The sequence below is a fragment of the Micromonospora sp. NPDC005161 genome, assembly GCF_053599855.1.
The window spans coordinates 154896-172430 of record NZ_JBSFYQ010000015.1 but is presented as its reverse complement, the minus strand read 5'-3'; the positions used below and the strand labels follow the sequence as shown (position 1 = coordinate 172430).

11 protein-coding genes and 1 rRNA gene are annotated in these 17535 nt (G+C 73.9%); 7 read left to right on the top strand and 5 right to left on the bottom strand.

Features of this window, described 5'->3' with window-relative positions:
- The first annotated feature begins 126 nt into the window (after window positions 1-126).
- A 5S ribosomal RNA gene (gene rrf / locus ACWD5O_RS17265) occupies window positions 127-243 on the top strand.
- 74 nt (window positions 244-317) lie between these two features.
- Here the strand turns inward: rrf and ACWD5O_RS17260 are convergent.
- Entirely contained in the window at window positions 318-713 is a 396-nt protein-coding gene (locus tag ACWD5O_RS17260; protein WP_354963324.1) for a hypothetical protein, read from the bottom strand.
- Between the two features lie 88 nt (window positions 714-801).
- The gene (locus ACWD5O_RS17255) at window positions 802-2622 is read right to left on the bottom strand and encodes a VanW family protein (RefSeq protein WP_450085887.1); all 1821 of its coding nucleotides are present in this window, start codon (window positions 2620-2622) and stop codon (window positions 802-804) included.
- 182 nt (window positions 2623-2804) lie between these two features.
- Between ACWD5O_RS17255 and nudC the strand changes: the two genes are divergently transcribed.
- Entirely contained in the window at window positions 2805-3734 is a 930-nt protein-coding gene (nudC, locus tag ACWD5O_RS17250; protein WP_450085886.1) for an NAD(+) diphosphatase, read from the top strand.
- On the opposite strand, the gene ACWD5O_RS17245 is transcribed toward nudC, so the two are convergent.
- Both ACWD5O_RS17245 and ACWD5O_RS17240 read right to left on the bottom strand, forming a co-directional pair.
- A complete protein-coding gene (locus ACWD5O_RS17245) occupies window positions 3628-5031 on the bottom strand; it encodes a polysaccharide biosynthesis protein (RefSeq protein WP_450085894.1) in 1404 nt (467 codons plus the stop codon). The two genes, nudC and ACWD5O_RS17245, sit on opposite strands and share 107 nt — an antisense overlap.
- Before the next feature lie 17 nt (window positions 5032-5048).
- Window positions 5049-7274 carry a hypothetical protein gene (locus ACWD5O_RS17240; RefSeq protein ID WP_450085885.1) on the bottom strand — a complete coding sequence of 742 codons (2226 nt, stop codon included), beginning with the start codon at window positions 7272-7274 and terminating at the stop codon, window positions 5049-5051.
- A gap of 136 nt (window positions 7275-7410) precedes the next feature.
- On the opposite strand from ACWD5O_RS17240, the gene ACWD5O_RS17235 reads away from it, so the two are divergent.
- The gene (locus ACWD5O_RS17235) at window positions 7411-9129 is read left to right on the top strand and encodes a hypothetical protein (RefSeq protein ID WP_450085884.1); all 1719 of its coding nucleotides are present in this window, start codon (window positions 7411-7413) and stop codon (window positions 9127-9129) included.
- Window positions 9126-9293, top strand: coding sequence for a hypothetical protein (locus tag ACWD5O_RS17230; RefSeq protein WP_158609830.1), 168 nt, complete (start codon window positions 9126-9128; stop codon window positions 9291-9293). Before ACWD5O_RS17235 ends, ACWD5O_RS17230 begins: the two co-directional genes overlap by 4 nt.
- A 55-nt stretch (window positions 9294-9348) precedes the next feature.
- On the opposite strand, the gene ACWD5O_RS17225 is transcribed toward ACWD5O_RS17230, so the two are convergent.
- Window positions 9349-10509 (bottom strand): glycosyltransferase family 4 protein, encoded by a 1161-nt coding sequence (locus tag ACWD5O_RS17225; RefSeq protein WP_449935813.1) that lies wholly within the window; start codon window positions 10507-10509, stop codon window positions 9349-9351.
- 258 nt (window positions 10510-10767) lie between these two features.
- On the opposite strand from ACWD5O_RS17225, the gene ACWD5O_RS17220 reads away from it, so the two are divergent.
- From ACWD5O_RS17220 to ACWD5O_RS17210, 3 genes are read left to right on the top strand one after another with little or no spacing between them, the layout of a single operon-like run.
- On the top strand, window positions 10768-12438 hold the full coding sequence (locus ACWD5O_RS17220; RefSeq protein ID WP_450085883.1) for a substrate-binding domain-containing protein: 1671 nt from the start codon (window positions 10768-10770) through the stop codon (window positions 12436-12438).
- Window positions 12435-16709, top strand: coding sequence for an alpha-(1->3)-arabinofuranosyltransferase domain-containing protein (locus ACWD5O_RS17215; protein ID WP_450085882.1), 4275 nt, complete (start codon window positions 12435-12437; stop codon window positions 16707-16709). The genes ACWD5O_RS17220 and ACWD5O_RS17215 overlap by 4 nt, the downstream gene beginning before the upstream one ends.
- Window positions 16706-17503: a class I SAM-dependent methyltransferase gene (locus ACWD5O_RS17210; RefSeq protein WP_450085881.1), complete on the top strand. Its 798-nt coding sequence runs from the start codon at window positions 16706-16708 to the stop codon at window positions 17501-17503. The genes ACWD5O_RS17215 and ACWD5O_RS17210 overlap by 4 nt, the downstream gene beginning before the upstream one ends.
- The last annotated feature ends 32 nt before the right edge of the window (window positions 17504-17535 follow it).

The following is a 17535-nucleotide window of genomic DNA, read 5'->3' as shown; positions in this document are numbered from 1 at the left end:
CGGGTTCAGTTGACCGGTACTAATAGGCCGAGGACTTGACTACTAAGCTGCTACGCGTCCACTGTGCAACTCTCGATAAACGAACAACAGACCACTGTGTGGTGTTGTTTGACATGTCGATAGAGTTACGGCGGTCATGGCGGAGGGGAAACGCCCGGTCACATTCCGAACCCGGAAGCTAAGCCCTCCAGCGCCGATGGTACTGCACTCGTGAGGGTGTGGGAGAGTAGGACGCCGCCGGACAAACATTGGTCAGGGCCACCCCTTTGGGGTGGCCCTGACGCATTTCCGCACCCAAATCTGCCGATCACCATTCGCTATCCGATCCGGGAGAGAGCCGCCTGGGCCCGCGGGCACTGCCAGCAGGCGACACCGTCGACCACAGCCGCGGTCGGCGGATGGGTGTCGCCGGCCGCACAGCCGGGCCAGACCGTGTCACCCTCGTCGAACTCCTTCTCCTGCAACAGGTCTGCCAACTCGACGACGGCCCGCTCGACGTCGCTCGTCACCGGGAGGCTGCCCAGGAGGGCATCGCCCGGCTGTCCCCGCCAGCGGTAACGGACCAGCAGGTTGTCGAGATCCCCCAGGTCCACGTCCAGCGGCTCCACGACGGCACCGCGCCGGGCGAAGTCGTCCGCCACCCGCCGTACCGCGCGCTGGTAGCACTCCAGCGCGCCGAGTACGCGCTCGACGTAGTCGTCGGGTTCCGACATGGCGCCCAGGCTACTCACGGGTGAGCGTGCTGGCCGTGGTCACGGCGGTGCGCAGCAGCACCCGGGTCCTGCGGTGGATCAGCGACGCTCAGGACGGCTTCGGGCCGCAGACGTAGCGGGGCTCCGCGTCGTAGCGCCAGGTGAACTTCTCCCGCTTGACCACCGCCCCGCCCTTCTTGATGACCCGGAAGGCGTCCTGGGTGAAGCCGTTGATGCCGTTGCTCGGGATGCACGTCGGGCCGGGTTCGAGGTGGATGAGCTTCGGCGTGGTGGTGTTGCGGCGTGGCCCGTACTCCGTCTTCACGCTGTCGTAGATCTTCGTGCTCCAGATCGACACGGTGATCGTGCTCGACCTGTAGGACGTGTCGATGAGCAGGCCGTACTGGGTGTTGTTGCGGAACTTGAAGTCCAGGTTCGGCCAGAAGATGGTCGACTCGATGACCGCCGGGTACCGGTCGAACCAGTACGAGTGCGGCTTGTGCTCGACGTCCTCCAGCCCCGCGTAGTAGGTGGCGTTGAACAGCGTGGTGGTGAACTGTGAGGTGCCGCCCCCGACACCGGGCACCAGCTTGCCGTCCAGGATCACCGGCGCGTCCCGGTAGCCCTGCGCGTAGCCGCGTTCGCCGGTGTGGCCGTTCAGCGAGAACGTCTTTCCCGGCAGCACGACCGTGCCGTCCACCTCCCTGGCGATCGTGGCGATGTTCTGGCTGCGCGACGAGGCCATGCCCCCGGTGAACCGGGTGGTGAAGGTGGAAACCCGCTCCTTGATGCCGAGACCGGCCAGCTCCTCCGCGGTCAGCTCGGGCGGTGTCGGCTTCAGTTCGCCGGTCACCTCGCGGCCGTCCGGCTTCGGCAGCACGGCCAGCAGATCACGGCCCAGGGTGGCGGTGTCCAGCTGCTGCCCCGGTCGCCCGTCGGTGACCTTCGGTCGGCCACCGGAAATGGTCATCGTCGCGTTCTTCGGCGGCACCTCGATGGCGTCCAGGTCGTCGCCGAGCGCCGAGCGCAGCCGCTTGACGTCCACCGTCGGGGTCAGCTTGCCGGCCTTGTCGGCGGTGAACCGCAGGCCCTTCGCGATGGCCGCGGGCGGGATCTTCAGCGAGCCGCGATCGGTGCGCAGGGTGACCGGTGCGGAGACCGCTGGCTTCGCCAGCTCGGCGACCAGCCGGTCCAAGTCCTCGGCGGTGGTCGCCGGCTGGCTCTCCACCAGCGGCACGGTGACCGGGGTGCCGGCCAGCCAGCCGGCGCGGACCGCGTCGGCGGAACGCTGCGGGTCGAACGCCAGCCCCGGCTTGGGCTGGACCACCTTCGGCGTGGTGCCCTTGTAGGTGATCGCCGGCATCGTCATCGGGCGGGCCTGGTCGCCGAGCACCTTGCGGAGCGCGACGTCCAGCCGATCCACGTCGACGGTGACGACCGGGTCGACGGTGCGGGAGCCGACCAGTCGGCTGACCGGGTGCGCGTCGGCCTCGGCTGCGGCCGCCACGGTGCCCTCGACGTCGACGTTCAGCCCCACGTCGGTGGGGTTGATCTCGGCCGTGCGCTCCCCGACGCTGACCCGCAGCGGCGCGGCGAGGGCCGCCGCCCGCCGGTCCAGCTCCGCCCGCAGCTCCCGGTGGGCGTCGGTAAGGCTCCGGCCACCCAGCTCGGCGCCGAGCACACTGGTGCCACGGGGAACATCCCCGGCGTACGCCCAGGCGCCAGCGCCCGCCACGGCGGCGAGCACGCCGCCGGTGACGCCGGCGGCGAGGAGCATCCGTAGCCGGCGGGGGCTACGCCGGCCGCCCGCCGGCTCGCCGATGGGAGGTGGCGTGACCTGCCCCGGCCCGTCGTCGGGCCAGGTGACCGCGGTGACCTGCACGGTGGGCCGGTCGTCGGCGGGTGGACTTATTTCGCCGTACAGCGTCACTGCAACCTCGATCGCCAGGTGCCGCGGGAGGTCCTCCCTCCCGTAGGCACCTACGGTAACGAATGCCCGGCCGTCCTCGTCGGCTGCACGCCCACCGGTGCCGATACCGCGTGTCGTCCCGGCGTGTCGCGCGGGGCGGGGGCGATGTCCGCGTGGGACCGCGCACGTGGCACGGTGGCGCTGTGAACACTGCGGAGCGGGTGTTGGCGTACGGCGGCGGGTGGCTGGACCGGGCGGGTGAGTTGCGCACCGATCCGGCCCGGCTGAGCGCACTGCTCACCGACGCGACCACCGTGGTGCTGCCGCTGTGGCGGGACCGCTGTCTCGTCGACGGGACCGGCCCGGTCCGGTTGACCGCGGAGCGGGCGTCTCTCGTCCGGTCCGCCGCGGGCGAGTCCGTATTCCTGGGGCTCGACGGGGACGCCGCCGTGTTCGCCGCGGACCTCTCCGCGCTCAGCGAGCAGTCCGCCGTCGAGATGGCCGGTGCGGCGCGGGCCGTCGACGTACGCGCACTGGTCGGCCGGCTGGACCCGGCCGAGGCGGCCGTCCAGGCGTACGCGCGGGGGTTGCTGCACTGGCACCGGCAGCAGCGGTACTGCGGCGCGTGCGGAGCGCCTGCTGTGGCTGGCGGCGGCGGGCACGTGCGGACGTGCACCGGCGGGGAGTGCGGGCGGCTGCTGTTCCCCCGGATCGAACCGGCGATCATCGTGCTGGTGGTGGCACCCGACGAACCGGGTGTGCCGGAGCGCTGCCTGCTGGCCCGGCACGCGGGCGCGGCGCAGGACGCGTACTCGACGCTGGCCGGCTTCGTCGAGGTGGGCGAGAGTCTGGAGGACGCGGTCCGGCGGGAGATGGCCGAGGAGGCCGGGATCACCGTGACGGACGTGGCCTATCAGGGGTCGCAGGCGTGGCCGTTCCCGGCCGGGCTGATGGTGGGCTTCCGGGCCAGCGCCGGATCGGACGAGGTCCGGGTGGACGGTGTGGAACTGCTGGAGGCCCGCTGGTTCACGCGGGCGGAGCTGCGGGAGCGGGTCTCCGCCGGTCGTCCGCTCGGCCGGGTCGACTCGATCGATCACCAGCTGCTGGGCGCCTGGCTGGCCGACGGCGACTGACCCTCGGCCACCGGTGGCCGGCCTTCCGGGGTCCGCCGCGGGTACGGCGAACGGTCAGCCAGATCATCACGGCGGCGGTCAGCGCGGCGGTGACCAGCGCGCAGCTGAGCAGGCCCTCGACCGTGCGCGGCGCCACCAGCAGGGCCGCCCCGACCAGGCCGGCGGTGGCCACCCAGAGCGGCGCGGCCGGCCATCGGGCACCGGTCGCCACCCGGTCGTTGACCAGCATGAACACCACCGCGTAGAGAGCGCCGGTGGCGGCGAAGAGCGGGGCCGCGCCGGCCAGGTGCAGGTAGTCCGCGCCGCCCACCAGCCGGAAGGCCAGCCCACCGGCGAGGGTGGCGGCGGTCACCAGCACCGCACCGCAGGCCACGATCAGCGCCAACGCGAGCGCGCGAGCCCTCCGGTCGCCCCACGCCAACCTCGGCAGCACCAGCAGCGTGACCACCTGCGGCGCCCAGAGCGCGCCCTTGGTGAGCACCGACCCGACCGCGTAGCCGCCGGAGCCGGTGGCCGGTAGGAGTTGGCGGGCGAGGATCAGGTCGGCGTACGAGATGACGAGCATCGCCAGGGTGGCGCCGCACGCTGTCAGCACCTGCCGGCCGCTCAGTGTGCGGTCCTGCTCGCCGGCAGGGGTGGGCGCGACCCTCGGCTCAGGGGCGGCACCGCTGACGGCCGTGCTGCCGGGGGCGGCGAGCCGGGCCAGCAGCGGCAGGACGAGGAAGCCGGCGAGCATGCCGAGCAGCAGGGAGCCGACCGGTCCCCACCCGAGGGTGAGCCCGACGATGAGCCCGCCGTAACGCCCGGCGGCGAGCCCGGTCATCGCGCCCGAGAGCCGCAGGAACCGCTGGTCACCTTGAAGCTCGCCGAGCCAGCGACCGGCCAGCACAGTGGCGAAGGTGGTCGGGGCGAGCAGCAGGGTCAGTGCGACCGGAAGCCGGAGCGCCAGGGTGAGCACCGGTGCCGCGGCGAGGGTCACCCCGGCGGTGAACGCGGCGGTACGCAGCGCCAGTCGTGTCGTCCCGCTGGACCCCCACCTGGCGCGGTGGGCCGCCACCGCGATCTGCAGGCCGAACCCGGGCACTGCCGCGATGGCGCCGAGCGCGAGCACCGTGGCCAGCGCGCCGAGGTCGGAGGCGGTCAGCTGCCGGGCACCGAGCATGGGGACCAGGTAGGCCAGGCCGTTGGTCAGCATGGTGGCGGCGGTGACGGCCGCGCCCGCGACACCGAGCCGTACGACCCCCTTGTCGCGGGCCGGGCGCTTCGCCGAGTCGGGCCGGGTCACCTCCGCCACCAGCCGGGGCTCTTCGGTGGTCACTCGGGCTTCGGCACCAGGTCGCCGATGGTGATCTCGTTCGTGCAGAGCGTCAGGTCCGAGCCGGTCACCGTCAGCTCCACCGCGTCGTCACCGCCGGTGATTTCGAAGAAGCGCTGGTTCAGGCCCCTCTTGACCGGGAACGTGTGGCTGCCCTGCCCGAACCGCAGCACGGCCATGCCATCGGTCGAGCTCAGGTAGCCGATACGGACGATCCAGTCCCAGTGGTGCCGTGGCTTGTCCAGCGGCATCCGGACGGTCTGGCCGGGCGTCACCAGGTAACCGCAGCCCTCCTGCGGACCCGGGACGATGCTGCTGCCCTGAATGGTGGCCACCTGCACCCGCCCGAGGCCGTCCAGGATCGAGGCGTTCTCCGTCTCGGTCACGAACTCCGGACGCGAGCCGGCGGCCGCGAAGAACCGGGACTGGTAGTTGTACGGCCAGGAGAGATTCGACAGGACTTCGCTCGGGAGCGGCGTGTCGAAGAAGACGGTGCCGGGCGGGGCGCTGGCCAGCTCGATCCGGGCCGTGTCGAGGTAGGACCGGCCGTACTTCTTCGCCCACTCGTCGCCGTAGCGCGACGTGGTCCAGACCGTGCCGAACATCGCGGCCACCAGCAGCAGCGCCAGACCAGCCGTCACCACCTCGCGGTACCGCTCGGGCACCGGCCCCAGCCAGTCCGGCGGTGGGGGCGTCGACGGCCGCCGCTCGCCTCGACTGGCCGGGGACGCTGCGGTGGTTTCCGGCGCGCGCTCCGCCGGGGGCCTCGGCCCTGCCGTCGGCCGGGGCTCCGGTGCCTGCTCCGGGTCGAGTGGGGTGTCCGGCTCGGTCGTCGGTTCGCCGGCCGGGCCGGGGTCCGGGTCGTCCGGGGCTTCGGCGTGGATCACACCGGCCCGGGACGAGTGGGCCGCGACCACGGAGCGCGGTGCGGCCGGCGACGGCTCCGAGCGCGGCGCCCTGGGCGCCACCCCGCTCAGCGCCGCGGCCGGCTCCGCGTCGGCGGGCGGTGCCGGAGACCCCGCGGGCGGAGTTGACTCGTTGTCGGTCGGCTCGCCGCCGGAGGGCGTTGATCGGGCGATCCCGACGAGGGCCACGCCGACGCAGAGGGCGGCGACCACCACGGCGTCGCTGACGTAGCGGGGTACCCCGCCCGCGACGCCGGAGAAGACCGAGCCGAGCCGGGTGGCCGCCAGCAGCGCCGTGACGAGGATCAGGTAGCTGCCGAGCAGCACCCATGCCCGGGTGGCCCGGCGGTCCCGCTTCACGGTCAGCACGATCAGCGCGGCGAAGACCGCCCAGGCGATCCAGCGACCGAGGTCGGGCGGTGCGACCACCGGCGACCCGTCTCCCGCGCCCAGCCAGCCCCAGGGGCCGCCCAGCAGTCCGGGCACGAGCGTGGAACCGAAGAGTTGGGTGAAGAACGACAGCACCTCCTCCACCGACTCCGGCCGGCGTACGGACGACTCGGCGCGCCCCAGGTAGACGGCGGCGAACGCGCCGACCAGCGCGGTCAGCACCAGCCAGGACGGCCACCAGCGGCGCAGCGCCGTCAGCACCGAGCGGACCGGACCGCCGTCGGTGAAGAAGCAGACGGTGAAGAGGAAGACCAGGGGTACGGCCAGCAGAGCCTTCTCGAAGAACAGCAGACCCAGCAGCACGGAGAGGACCAGCGACAGCAGGTGGCGCTTGCGACCGGTGCGGACGTACCTGAGCTGGGCACCGAGGGCGAGCACCATGCTCAGCTCCATGGGCAGCATGTTCGCGCCCACCGCCCACCACGAGGTGGCCTCCAGAGTCAGCGGGCTGAACAGGAACATCCCCAGCGGGACGAGCAGCAGGCGGCTCGGTCGCAGCAGGTCCCGCAGCAGTCGGTAGAACGCGACGGAGAGCACCGCCTGACCGGCGGCCATCAACAGCACGTACGGCCAGTAGGTGAGCCCGAAGGCGTCGGTGACCAGCCAGGTGAGCAGCCGTCCGCCCGGCATGAAGTGGTTGTTGTAGAGGCTGAGCAGGAAATCCGGGGTGAGGGCCGATTCGGTGGACTGCGTGACCAGCACGTAGTCGTCGGCCGCGAGGTAGCCGCGGGAGGCGATCTGCGCCCGCCACAGCACGCTGACCACGATCATCGTGACGGCCAGGGGTCGGATCGGATCGACGCGTACCCGTCCGCCGGCCTCGCCGGTCTCGCCACGCGCCGCGTCCACCTCGGATCCGGTCAATGCCATGGCGGGAAGACTGCCACACCGGTGACGGGTGGCCCCATCAGGTCAACGGATGGTTCAGGGGCCGACGGCGGTCCGCGTACAGTGGCCGCCACCAGCGCGACGGGTGCTCGCGCCGGACCGGGGTGGGGTCGACGAAATGCGCGAACGGTTGGTGCCGCACGGTGTCGCCGCCGCCGTCACGGCGGTGGTCCTCGCGCCGCTGGTGCTCCCCGGATACGTGCTCCGCTACGACATGGTCTTCGTGCCCCGGCAGGCGCTTGGCTGGGAGGTGATCGCTCCGGCCTCGGCGCTGCCCCGGGCCGTCCCGCAGGACGCCGTGGTGGCGCTGGCCAACCAGCTGGTGCCGGGCTGGTTGCTGCAACGGCTGGTGTTGGTCGCGATCCTCTACCTCGCGGCCCTCGGCGCGGCCCGGCTGGTGCCGACCGAACGGGTCGCGGTGCGGGTGGTGGCCGCCCTCGGGTACGCCTGGACGCCGTACCTGGCCGAGCGGCTGCTCGTCGGCCAGTGGGGGCTGCTGGTCGCGTACGCCGCGCTGCCCTGGCTGGTCCGGGCGGCGATCGGGGTACGGACCGGCCGGCCCGGCGCGCTGCCGCGGCTGCTGCTCGCCGCGGCGGCGTCCGCGCTCACCCCGAGCGGCGGCGTGATCGCGCTGGTGGCGATCGCGGTGCTGCTGCCCGGCCGGTATCCGGGGGCGGCCCGGGCGGCCTCGACCGCGCTGGGCGCGACGGTGCTGCTCAACGCGCCGTGGCTGGTCGCCGGGTTCGCGAGCACCGGCAGCGGGAAATCCGACCCGGCGGGCGTGCTGGCCTTCGCGGCGCGGGCGGAGAACTGGGCCGGGCCGCTGGTGGCGCTCGCCGGTACCGGCGGCATCTGGAACGGGCAGACCACGCCCGCCTCCCGGGGCGCGCTGCTGGTGCCACTGGTCACCGTGCTGGTGCTGGCCGTCGCCGGGTTCGGCGTACCGCTGCTGCGCCGGCGCTGGCCCGCCCCGGTGACCGGCCGGCTCGGCCTGCTCGCCGTCGGTTCCTGGCTTGTGGCGGCGCTCGGCGCGCTGCCCGGCGGCGCGGACCTGCTCGGCTGGCTGGTCGCGACCCTGCCCGGAGCGGGGCTGGTCCGGGACGGCCAGAAGCTGCTCATCCCGTACGCGCTGGCCCTGGCGGTGGCCGCCGCGGTCGGCGCGGAACGCCTCGCCGACCGGCTGGCCGCCCGTTTCGACCCGGCCACCGGGCGGGTGCTGCTGGTCGGTGCCGCGCTGCTGCCGGTGGCGCTCCTGCCCGACCTGGCGTTCGGTGCGGCGGGTCGGCTCCGACCGGTGGCCTGGCCGGCGGACTGGACCACGGTGGCCCGGCTGGTCGAGCAGCGGCCCGGTGAGGTGATCTCGCTGCCGTTCCAGGAGTACCAGCGCTACGGGTGGAACCGGGACCAGGTGGTGATCGATCCGGCGCCCCGGTACCTCGGTGTGCCGGTGCTGATCGACGACACACTGCGGGTGGGTGGGCTGGCGGTGGCCGGCGAGGACCCGCGCGCCGAGCGGGTGCGGGAACTCCTCGACGCCGGGACGCCGGTTTCGGCGGCCGGCGCCCGCTGGGTGCTGGTCCAGCGGGCGGCGGGACCGCCGCCGCCTCCGACGTCCCTGGCCGGACTGCGGATCGTCCACGATGGACCGGAGCTGACCCTGTACGAGAATCCGCGCTGGTCTCCGCCGCCCGCGCCGACCCGGCCCGGGCCGGTCGGGCTGGCCCACCTGCTCGCCGGAACGGTGGTGCTGGCCATCGGTTTTTCGGGCGCTGCGCGGGCACGCTACCGCGTGGTAGCGTCCCGGCACGCGAGTCCCGCGGAAGGAGAAGGTGGATGAGGAACCTGCCCGCGTTCGTCGCCGTCGGGGTGCTCGGGGTCGTGCTCGGCCTGCTCGGTAGCGTCGGTCTGGCGAATGTGCTCAGCCCGTCCGCCAAGGAGGCTGCCACCACCAACGTCAATGGTGAGCAGGGCGCCGAGCCTCCGCTGTACGGCACGCGCTAAGTCAGACGACGAAAGGGCGCCCGCTGGTCGCGGGCGCCCTTTCGTGGTGCTCGGGTCAGCCGGCCCGGCCCGTCGCCTGGGCCACCAGTTGGGCGAAGCGGGCCCCGGTCGCCGTCCAGGTGAAGCGGGACGCGTGGTGCAGCGCCGCCTCACCCATCGCCTTGCGCCGCACGTCGTCGGCGAGCAGTTCGCGGACCTGGGCGGTGAACTCCGCCTCGTCGTCGGCGAGCAGGCCGGTTTCGGTGTCGACCATCGCCTCGGCGACGCCGCCGGCGTAGCGGAAGGCCACCGTCGGGGTGCTGCGCGCGGCGGCCTCGACGATGGTGAGCCCCCAGCCCTCCTTCAGCGACGGGGTGAGCGCCACCCAGGCCGAGGAGAGCACGGCATGCTTCTCCTCCTCGCTGATGAAGCCGGTGAACCGGACGCGGTCGGCGATGCCGAGCGAGTCGCACAACTCCCGCAGCGGCTGCTCCCACCAGCCCTGACCGGCCACCACCAGCTCCAGGTCGGGCAGCTCACCGACGAGTTCGGCGACGGCGCGCAGGGCGATCTCCACCCGCTTGTGCGGGACCAGGCGGCCGAGCACCAGCAGCGACGGGTGTGGCGTGCGCGGCAACGGCGGTCCGGTCACCGGCGGCGTGCCGTTGGGCACCACGTCGATCCGCTCGGCGGCGACCCCGAGCGCGGCCAACTCGGAGCGGCTGGCCTCGGAGACTGTGACGTACCGGCAGCGCCGGTAGAGCAGGACGGCCAGCCACGACTCGATCCACCAGCCGAGCCGGGCCATCCACGGGCCGAAGACGACCGGCCACTGCTCCCGGTGCACGTGGTGCACCAGCGCGATCACCGGTCGGCCGGCGTACAGGGGGGCGAAGAACGGCACGCCGTTGCAGACGTCGATCACCAGGTCGGGCCGGCCGAGACCGCGCCGGCCGAGCGGGCCCACGCCGAACCGGCCGGCGAGACAGGTCAGCGCGGCCCGGGCGTAGACGGTGTGCCGGGAACCGCGCCGCAGCACGCGTACGCCCTCGGCGGTGGTGTCCGTCGGGCCGGCGTTGCCGTGCGCGGCGCAGAGCAGGGTCACCCGGTGGCCCATGGCGACCAGTTCGGCGGCGATCCGCTCGAGGTAGACCTCGGAGCCGCCGCCTTCCGGGTTGGTGGTGTCGCGCCAGTTGAGGAACAGGACGTGGCGTGTGGGGGTGCCGGAGGGGTCCACGCTGCTCCTACCGATGAGTAAGTGAGCACGATCGCGCCACCCTAGGGCGGCCCGGCCCGTGGGCGCAATGGGTCGCACCGGCAGCGAAGATCGGATAACCGCTCGTCGATCGGGGGTTTGCCGGCGGCGGAAAAGCTTGGCAGGGTGTGCAGCGCAACCGCGCGTGACGGCCGGCGTCCAGGTGACGCCGCCCGGCGGGCGCGATGGATTCCGACCTGCGCACGGACGCGCCGGTACGTGACGAGGAGGTGGCCGGCGGTGTTGCGCGACGGGCTCGCGCCGGTGCGCTCCCTCTTCCGCCGATCCCCGGTGGTGCTACTCAGCGCCGCCCTGGTGCTGCTGCTGACCGGTTGGGCCGCCGTGGCCTACGTGCGAGCGGACCGGGGTGTGCCGGAGTGCGCCGAGCGGGTCCAGCTGCGGGTGGCCGCCGCGCCGGTGATCGCCCCGGCCCTGGACCGGATCGTACGGGCCAGCGTCGGTCGGCAACCGTGCGTGTCGATCGCCGTGCAGGCCCGGGAGTCCGCCGCCGTGGCCGGGGAACTGGCCAACGCGGCGGACGTCGCCGACGCGTGGCTGCCGGAGTCCACGTTCTGGCTGCGCCGGGCCCGGGCCGGGGGCGCCTTCGAGGTGCCGGGCGAGGGCACCTCGGTGGCGAGCACCCCCGTGGTGCTCGCGGTGACCGAGCCGGCCGCGCGTCGACTGGGATGGCCGGCGAAGGCGGTGCCCTGGGCGTCGCTGATCGGACCGAAGGCCCGTCCGGCCCCGGTGGGAGTGCCGGACCCGGCCGCCGATCCGGCCGGGGTCGCGGCGCTGCTCGGCGTGCGCGCCCTGGTCGCCGGTGAGCGGCAACCGGCCGCCGCGATGGCGGCGGTGCTGCGCCGGCTCGCGGGTGAGACGTTCCCCGCTGGCGAGGGCGGGGGCGTGCTGGCACCCGGGGGCGGGCTGGCCGGTAAGGCCCAGGCGGTGGCGGCCAGCGAGAAGGCCGTGCTCGACCACAACGCGTTGGCCGGCTCCAACAAGCTGGTCGCCGCGTACCCGGAGATCGGCGTCCCGTCGCTGGACCTGCCGTACGTGGTGCTGCCCGCCGCCCGCGGCCAGGTCCGGGAGGCGGCCGCGGGCTTCCTGGCCAACCTGCTGACGGTCGAGTCCCGGGACGCGCTGCTCGGGTTCGGCTTCCGGACGGCGGCGGGCTTCCCGCCGGCCATTCCCGACGACCGCCGACTGCGGGCGGAGGAGCGCAGCCCGGTGCCGTTGCCCGCCGAGGAGGCGGTCACCGAGGTGTTGAACGGCTGGAGCGGCGTGCAGCGCAGCGCGCGGATCCTCACCGTCATCGACGTCTCCGGCTCGATGGCGGCTCCGGTGCCCGGCACCGGCGAGACCCGGCTCGGGGCGACCGTCAAGGCCGCCCAGGAGGGCGCCGGTCTGCTGTTGGACAACAGCGAGCTGGGGATCTGGGTCTTCTCCACCAAGGTGGACGGGGACCGGGACTACCGGGAGATCCTGCCCGTCGCCCCGCTGCGCGCCCAGCGGGCCCGGCTGGCCGATCGGCTCGCCGCCGTCCGGGTCAAGACCGGTGGGGGCACCGGGCTGTACGACACGACGCTGGCCGCGTACCGGGACGCCCGGCAGCACTGGACGCCCGGCCGGATCAACCTGGTGCTGGTCATGACCGACGGGCGGAACGAGGACGAGGACAGCATCGGCCGGTCGAAGTTCCTCGTCGAGCTGACCCGGTTGCAGGACCCCCGCAAGCCGTTGCCGATCATCTTCATCGGGCTGGGCCGGGACGTCGACCCGGACGAGCTGACCGCGATCGTCAAGGTGGCCGGCGGGCGGGTGTTCCGTACCGAGCAGCCCAGCGGCATCCGGCAGATCTTCTTCTCCGCGCTCGCCGACCTGAGCTGCCTGCCTCCGGAGTGCCGCCGATGATCCGGCCGCGCGTCCCCCGGCCGGTGCGCTCGGCGCCCTGGACCGCGCTGTCGCTGCTGCTGCTCACCGCGATCGCCTTCGGGCAGCGGCCCGGCCAGGTCACCTTCGACACCAAGCTCGACCTGGCCGCGAACCCGATCCACTTCCTGACCCGCGCGCTGCACCTGTGGAACCCGGAGGCGACCTCCGGCGAACTGCAGAACCAGGCGTACGGCTACCTCTTCCCGATGGGGCCGTTCTTCGCGGGCGGGCAGTTGCTGGGCGTACCGTCGTGGGTCACGCAGCGGGCCTGGACCGCGCTCCTGCTGGCGGTCGCGTTCTACGGGCTGCTCCGGCTCGCCCGGGCGTTGAACATCGGCACCGAACCGACCCGGTACGCGGCCGCGCTCGGCTACGCGCTGGCGCCCCGGATGCTCACCGAGATCGGCGCGCTCTCCTCGGAGACGCTCGCCGCGGCGCTCCTGCCGTGGGTGCTGCTGCCGCTCGTGCTGGTCCGCCGCATCGGCTCGCCACGCCGGGCCGCGGCGCTCTCCGCGCTGGCCGTGCTCGGCATGGGTGGCATCAACGCGGCGGTGGTCGTGCTGGCCCTGCTGCTGCCCGGGATCTGGCTGCTCACCCGACGCTGGGACCGAGCCCACCTGCGCCTGGTCGGCTGGTGGTGCGTGAGCGTCGCCGCGGTCTGCCTGTGGTGGATCGTGCCGCTGGTGCTGCTCGGCGAGTACAGCCTGCCGTTCCTGGACTACATCGAGTCGTCCACCACGACCACGGCGGTGGCGTCGCTCTTCCAGGCCGTTCGGGGCACCAACCAGTGGGTGGCGTACATCGTCCAGGGGGATCCGTGGTGGCCGGCCGGCTGGCTGCTGATCGACCACCCGGCGCTGATGGCGCTGACCGCGCTGGTCGCGTTGATCGGGCTGGCCGGGCTGGCCGGCAACCTGCTGCCCGAGCGGCGTTTCCTGGTGCTCGGCTTCCTGGCCGGGCTGACCCTGCTCACCATGGGCTACGTCGGCAGCCTGGACAGCCCGCTCTCGGGGCCGGTCCGGGAGCTGCTGGACGGTCCGCTGGCCCCGTTGCGCAACGTGCACAAGTTGGACCCGATGTTGCGGCTGCCGCTGATGCTCGGGTTCGCGCACGGTGTGGACGCGGTGGTCACCCGGCTGCACAACGCCGCCGCTCGGCGCCGCCCCGGTGTCCGGCTGCGGCCGCTGGCGCTCGTACCGGTGCTGCTGCTGGTGCTGGGCGCGGCCGCGCCGGCCTGGCTGGGCCAGCTGCGGCCCGGGCCGGGCTGGTCGGACCTGCCGCCGCACTGGCGGTCCGCGGCCACCTGGCTGGCCGACCGGGACGCGCTGGCCCGGACGCTGATGGTGCCCGGGTCCGGCTTCGGCCAGTACGAGTGGGGGCGGACGGTCGACGAGCCGCTCCAGGCGCTCGCCGGAGCGCCCTGGGCGGTGCGGAACCAGATCCCGCTCGGCTCGGCCGGCAACACCCGGGTGATGGACACCGTCGAGACCGTCCTGGCCGGCGGCCGGGGGTCGGCCGGGCTGGCCGACTTCCTGGCCCGTGCCGGCTTCCGGCACGTGCTGCTGCGCAACGACATCGACCGGAGTCAGGTGGACGCCCCACCGGTCGCGGTGCTGCGCCGTGCGCTGACCGGATCGCCGGGCATCGCCCGGGTGGCGACCTTCGGGACCACCACCGCTCCCGGTCGCACGCCGGGCAGCCCGGTGGACGACGACGCCGGCCCGGTGCCGGCCATCGAGGTGTACGAGGTGCAGCGACCGGTGCCGGTCGCCTCGGCGGTGCTCACCGACGACGTGCCGACGGTCAGCGGCGGGCCGGAGTCCCTGCTGCCCCTGCTCGAACAGGGGCTGGTGGAGCGGGACCGGCCGGTGGTGCTGGCCGGGGACCGCGCCGAGGTCGGTGACGAGCGGTGGATCGTCACCGACGGGCTGCGCCGCCGGGAACGCGACATCGGCCGGGTGCGGGACAACGTCAGCCAGACGCTGACCGCCACCGAGGCCGGCCGGCAGGGCCGGGTCGCCCTCGACCTGCTGCCGTTCCCCGGTAAGCGGCACCAGACCATCGCCACCTACCAGGGGGTGCGGGAGGTCAGCGCGAGCACCGCGACCAGCTTCGTGGACAACCTCGCCGCCGCCGACCCGTCGCACCTGCCGTTCGCGGCCGTGGACGGCGAGTACGCCACCGCGTGGCACTCGGCGCCGCTGGCCGGGCCGGTCGGCCAGTGGCTCCAGGTGGACCTGGACACCCCGCGTGCGGTGGAGACCGTGTCGTTGGCGTTCGTCGACGACCTCGGGGTCGGCTGGCCGGTGACCCGGTTCCGGATCACCACCGACCGGGGCTCGGTGGACCACGAGGTGGCCGACACGCTGGGTGGCCACTCGTACTACACGTTGCCCGGATCGACCAGCCGGGTACGGGTCACGGTGCTGGCCGTCGCCGGGGAACGACGCGACGGCGGGGTCGGCATCCGGGAACTCACCATCCCCGGCACCACCGCCCGTCGGGCGCTCAGGGCGCCGAACGACCTGCCCAACGGGTTCGGCGGACCGGTGGCCTGGTCGTTCAGCCGCGGCTCGGGCGACCGGCCCGCCTGCTTCCCGACCTCCGCTCCCGGCGCCGGTTCGGACGCGGCGGGGACGGGGAACGGGTCGGCGGGTGGCACCGGGACCCGGCCGGCCGGCGCGGTCGTACGGTGCGACCGCTTCCTGGCCCGCGCCGGCGAGGAACCGCTCGGCGTCGACCGGGTGTTCCGCAGCACCACCCCCGGCAGCTACCGGCTGGCGCTCACCGCCGTGCCACGGCCGGCCGGTCAGCTCACCCTGACCGGGGTGCCGGTGGTGGCCACCGTCTCCTCGTACCTGACCGGCGATCCGGCCGTCGCCGGCTACGCGGCCGTCGACGGCGATCCGGGGACGGCCTGGCTGGCGGACACCGGCGACCTGCGCCCCACGCTGCGGCTGCGGTGGCCCGGGCAGCGACGCCTCGCCGAGGTGCGGCTGCGGCCCGCGGAGTTGCCGGTCGGCTCGCTGCCCACCCAGGTCGAGGTACGGACCCCGGGCCGCAGCCTGGTGCTGCCGGTCGGCGCGGACGGAACGGTCCGCTTCCCGGCGGTCCGGACGGACCGGATCGAGATCGTGGTCCGGGAGACCGCCGCGCGGACCGCCGACCGGCGCGGTAACGGCTGGACCGCCACCGCCGGGATCGCCGAGGTGGAGATTCCGGCGCTGGACGACCTGCTCCGTCCGCTTTCCGGCGGTACCCGGGTCACCGAGAGGTGCGGCACCGGCCCGGCCGTGGAACTGGACGGCTACCGCTACGAGACGTCCGTGACCACCACGCTCGCCGACGTGCTGGCCGGGCGGCCGGCACCGGTGACGATCTGCGGCTCCACGGGGGCGGTGGTGGACCTCCCGGCCGGAGGGCACCAGCTCGCGACCGCACCGTCGGCCGGTTTCCTGGTGCAGGACGCCACGCTGCGCCCGGAGGCAGCGGTGCCGGCACCCCGGCACCGTGCGGTGACCACGCTCGACTGGGACCCGACCGACCGCCGGGTGCGGGTGGCGGCCGGCGGTGCGGCGCTGCTGGTGGTGCCGGAGAACGCCAACGCCGGCTGGACGGCCACGCTGGACGGTCGAAAGCTGACCACGACCCGGGTGGACGGCTGGCAGCAGGCATGGGTGCTGCCGGCCGGTGACGCCGCGGAGGTCCGGCTGGTCTTCGCGCCGGACCGGACGTACCGGGGCGCTCTGGCGGCGGGCGCGTTCGCCGCGCTGGTGGTGCTCCTGCTGGCCGCATGGCCGGTCCGCCGCGCCGGGGTGGACCGGACGATTCCGGCCGAGGGCCCGGCGTGGGCGATCGGCGTCCTGCTGGTGGTGCTGCTCGCCGCCCTGGGCGGGGTGCTGCCGGTGGCCATCGTGCTGGCCGCGATGCTGCTGCGGCAGCTCGCCATCCGGGCGTTGCCGGTGGTGGTGCTCGGCGGGCTGACTGTTGCCACGGTGACCGCGGTAACGGGCCGGTTGCAGGGCCACGGGCAGGAGTGGGCGTACGGCCCGTGGGTGCAGGCGGCGATGCTGGTCGCGGTCGCCGCGGTCACCGCGGCGGTGATCCCGGCTCCCGGCACGCCCGCCGAGCGACTCGTGCCTGCGGGCGCGGGCGAGGCGGCGACGGACCCGTCTCCGCAGACGAACGACGGTGGGCCGGACGCGGCCGGCCCCACGGATCAGGACGAGGACGGGACGGTGGCGCGATGACCACAGCAGACGGGGTCGCTGGCCCGGCGGACCGCCGCCGGTTCGCCACGCTGGGCCGCTCGGTGACGCTGTTCCGGGCGTTCCTGGTCGAGCAGACCGATCCGGACCACTTCTACGGCCTGCTGGCCGGGGACTCGGTACGTCAGGTGTCCGGCTACACCGCGCTCGCCGGGCGGACCGTGCTCGACGTCGGCGGCGGTCCCGGCTACTTCGCCTCCGCCTTCCGGGCCGCCGGTGCCCGTTACGTTGGCCTCGACCCGGACGTCGGCGACTTCTCCGCCGCCGGGGAGTCCGTCGCCGGCATGCTGCGGGGCAGCGGCACCGCCCTGCCGGTCCGGTCCGCCAGCGTGGACGTGACGTTCTCCTCGAACGTGCTGGAACACGTCTCCGAGCCGGCCCGGATGCTGGACGAGATGGCCCGGGTGACCCGTCCCGGTGGTGTGCTCTTCGTGTCGTTCACCCCGTGGCTGTCACCGTGGGGCGGGCACGAGACGGCCCCCTGGCACTACCTCGGCGGCGACCGGGCCCGGCGGCGCTACCAGCGAAGGATGGGCCGGCCGCCGAAGAACCGCTACCTCGAGACGCTCTTCCCGGTGTCCATCTCGGACGCCCTGCGCTGGGCCCGCGGCAGCCGCGACGTCGAGGTGCTCGAGGCGCTACCGCGCTACCACCCGTGGTGGGCCCGCTGGGTGATCCGCGTGCCCGGCGTACGGGAGATCGTGGCCTGGAACTTCGTGCTCGTCCTGCGGCGCACCGGTCCGGAACCGGGCGGCGCGGCGGAAAAACAGAGCTGACCGGGGGTCGCGTTGCGATGTGACCAGGTAGT

What these genes read in the sequence shown, in the direction of transcription:
- ACWD5O_RS17260 (WP_354963324.1), bottom strand. Translation starts at nt 713, where the DNA reads ATGTCGGAACCCGACGACTACGTCGAGCGCGTACTCGGCGCGCTGGAG.
- ACWD5O_RS17240 (WP_450085885.1), bottom strand. Translation starts at nt 7,274, where the DNA reads ATGGCATTGACCGGATCCGAGGTGGACGCGGCGCGTGGCGAGACCGGC.
- ACWD5O_RS17235 (WP_450085884.1), top strand. Translation starts at nt 7,411, where the DNA reads ATGCGCGAACGGTTGGTGCCGCACGGTGTCGCCGCCGCCGTCACGGCG.
- ACWD5O_RS17230 (WP_158609830.1), top strand. Translation starts at nt 9,126, where the DNA reads ATGAGGAACCTGCCCGCGTTCGTCGCCGTCGGGGTGCTCGGGGTCGTG.
- ACWD5O_RS17215 (WP_450085882.1), top strand. Translation starts at nt 12,435, where the DNA reads ATGATCCGGCCGCGCGTCCCCCGGCCGGTGCGCTCGGCGCCCTGGACC.
- ACWD5O_RS17210 (WP_450085881.1), top strand. Translation starts at nt 16,706, where the DNA reads ATGACCACAGCAGACGGGGTCGCTGGCCCGGCGGACCGCCGCCGGTTC.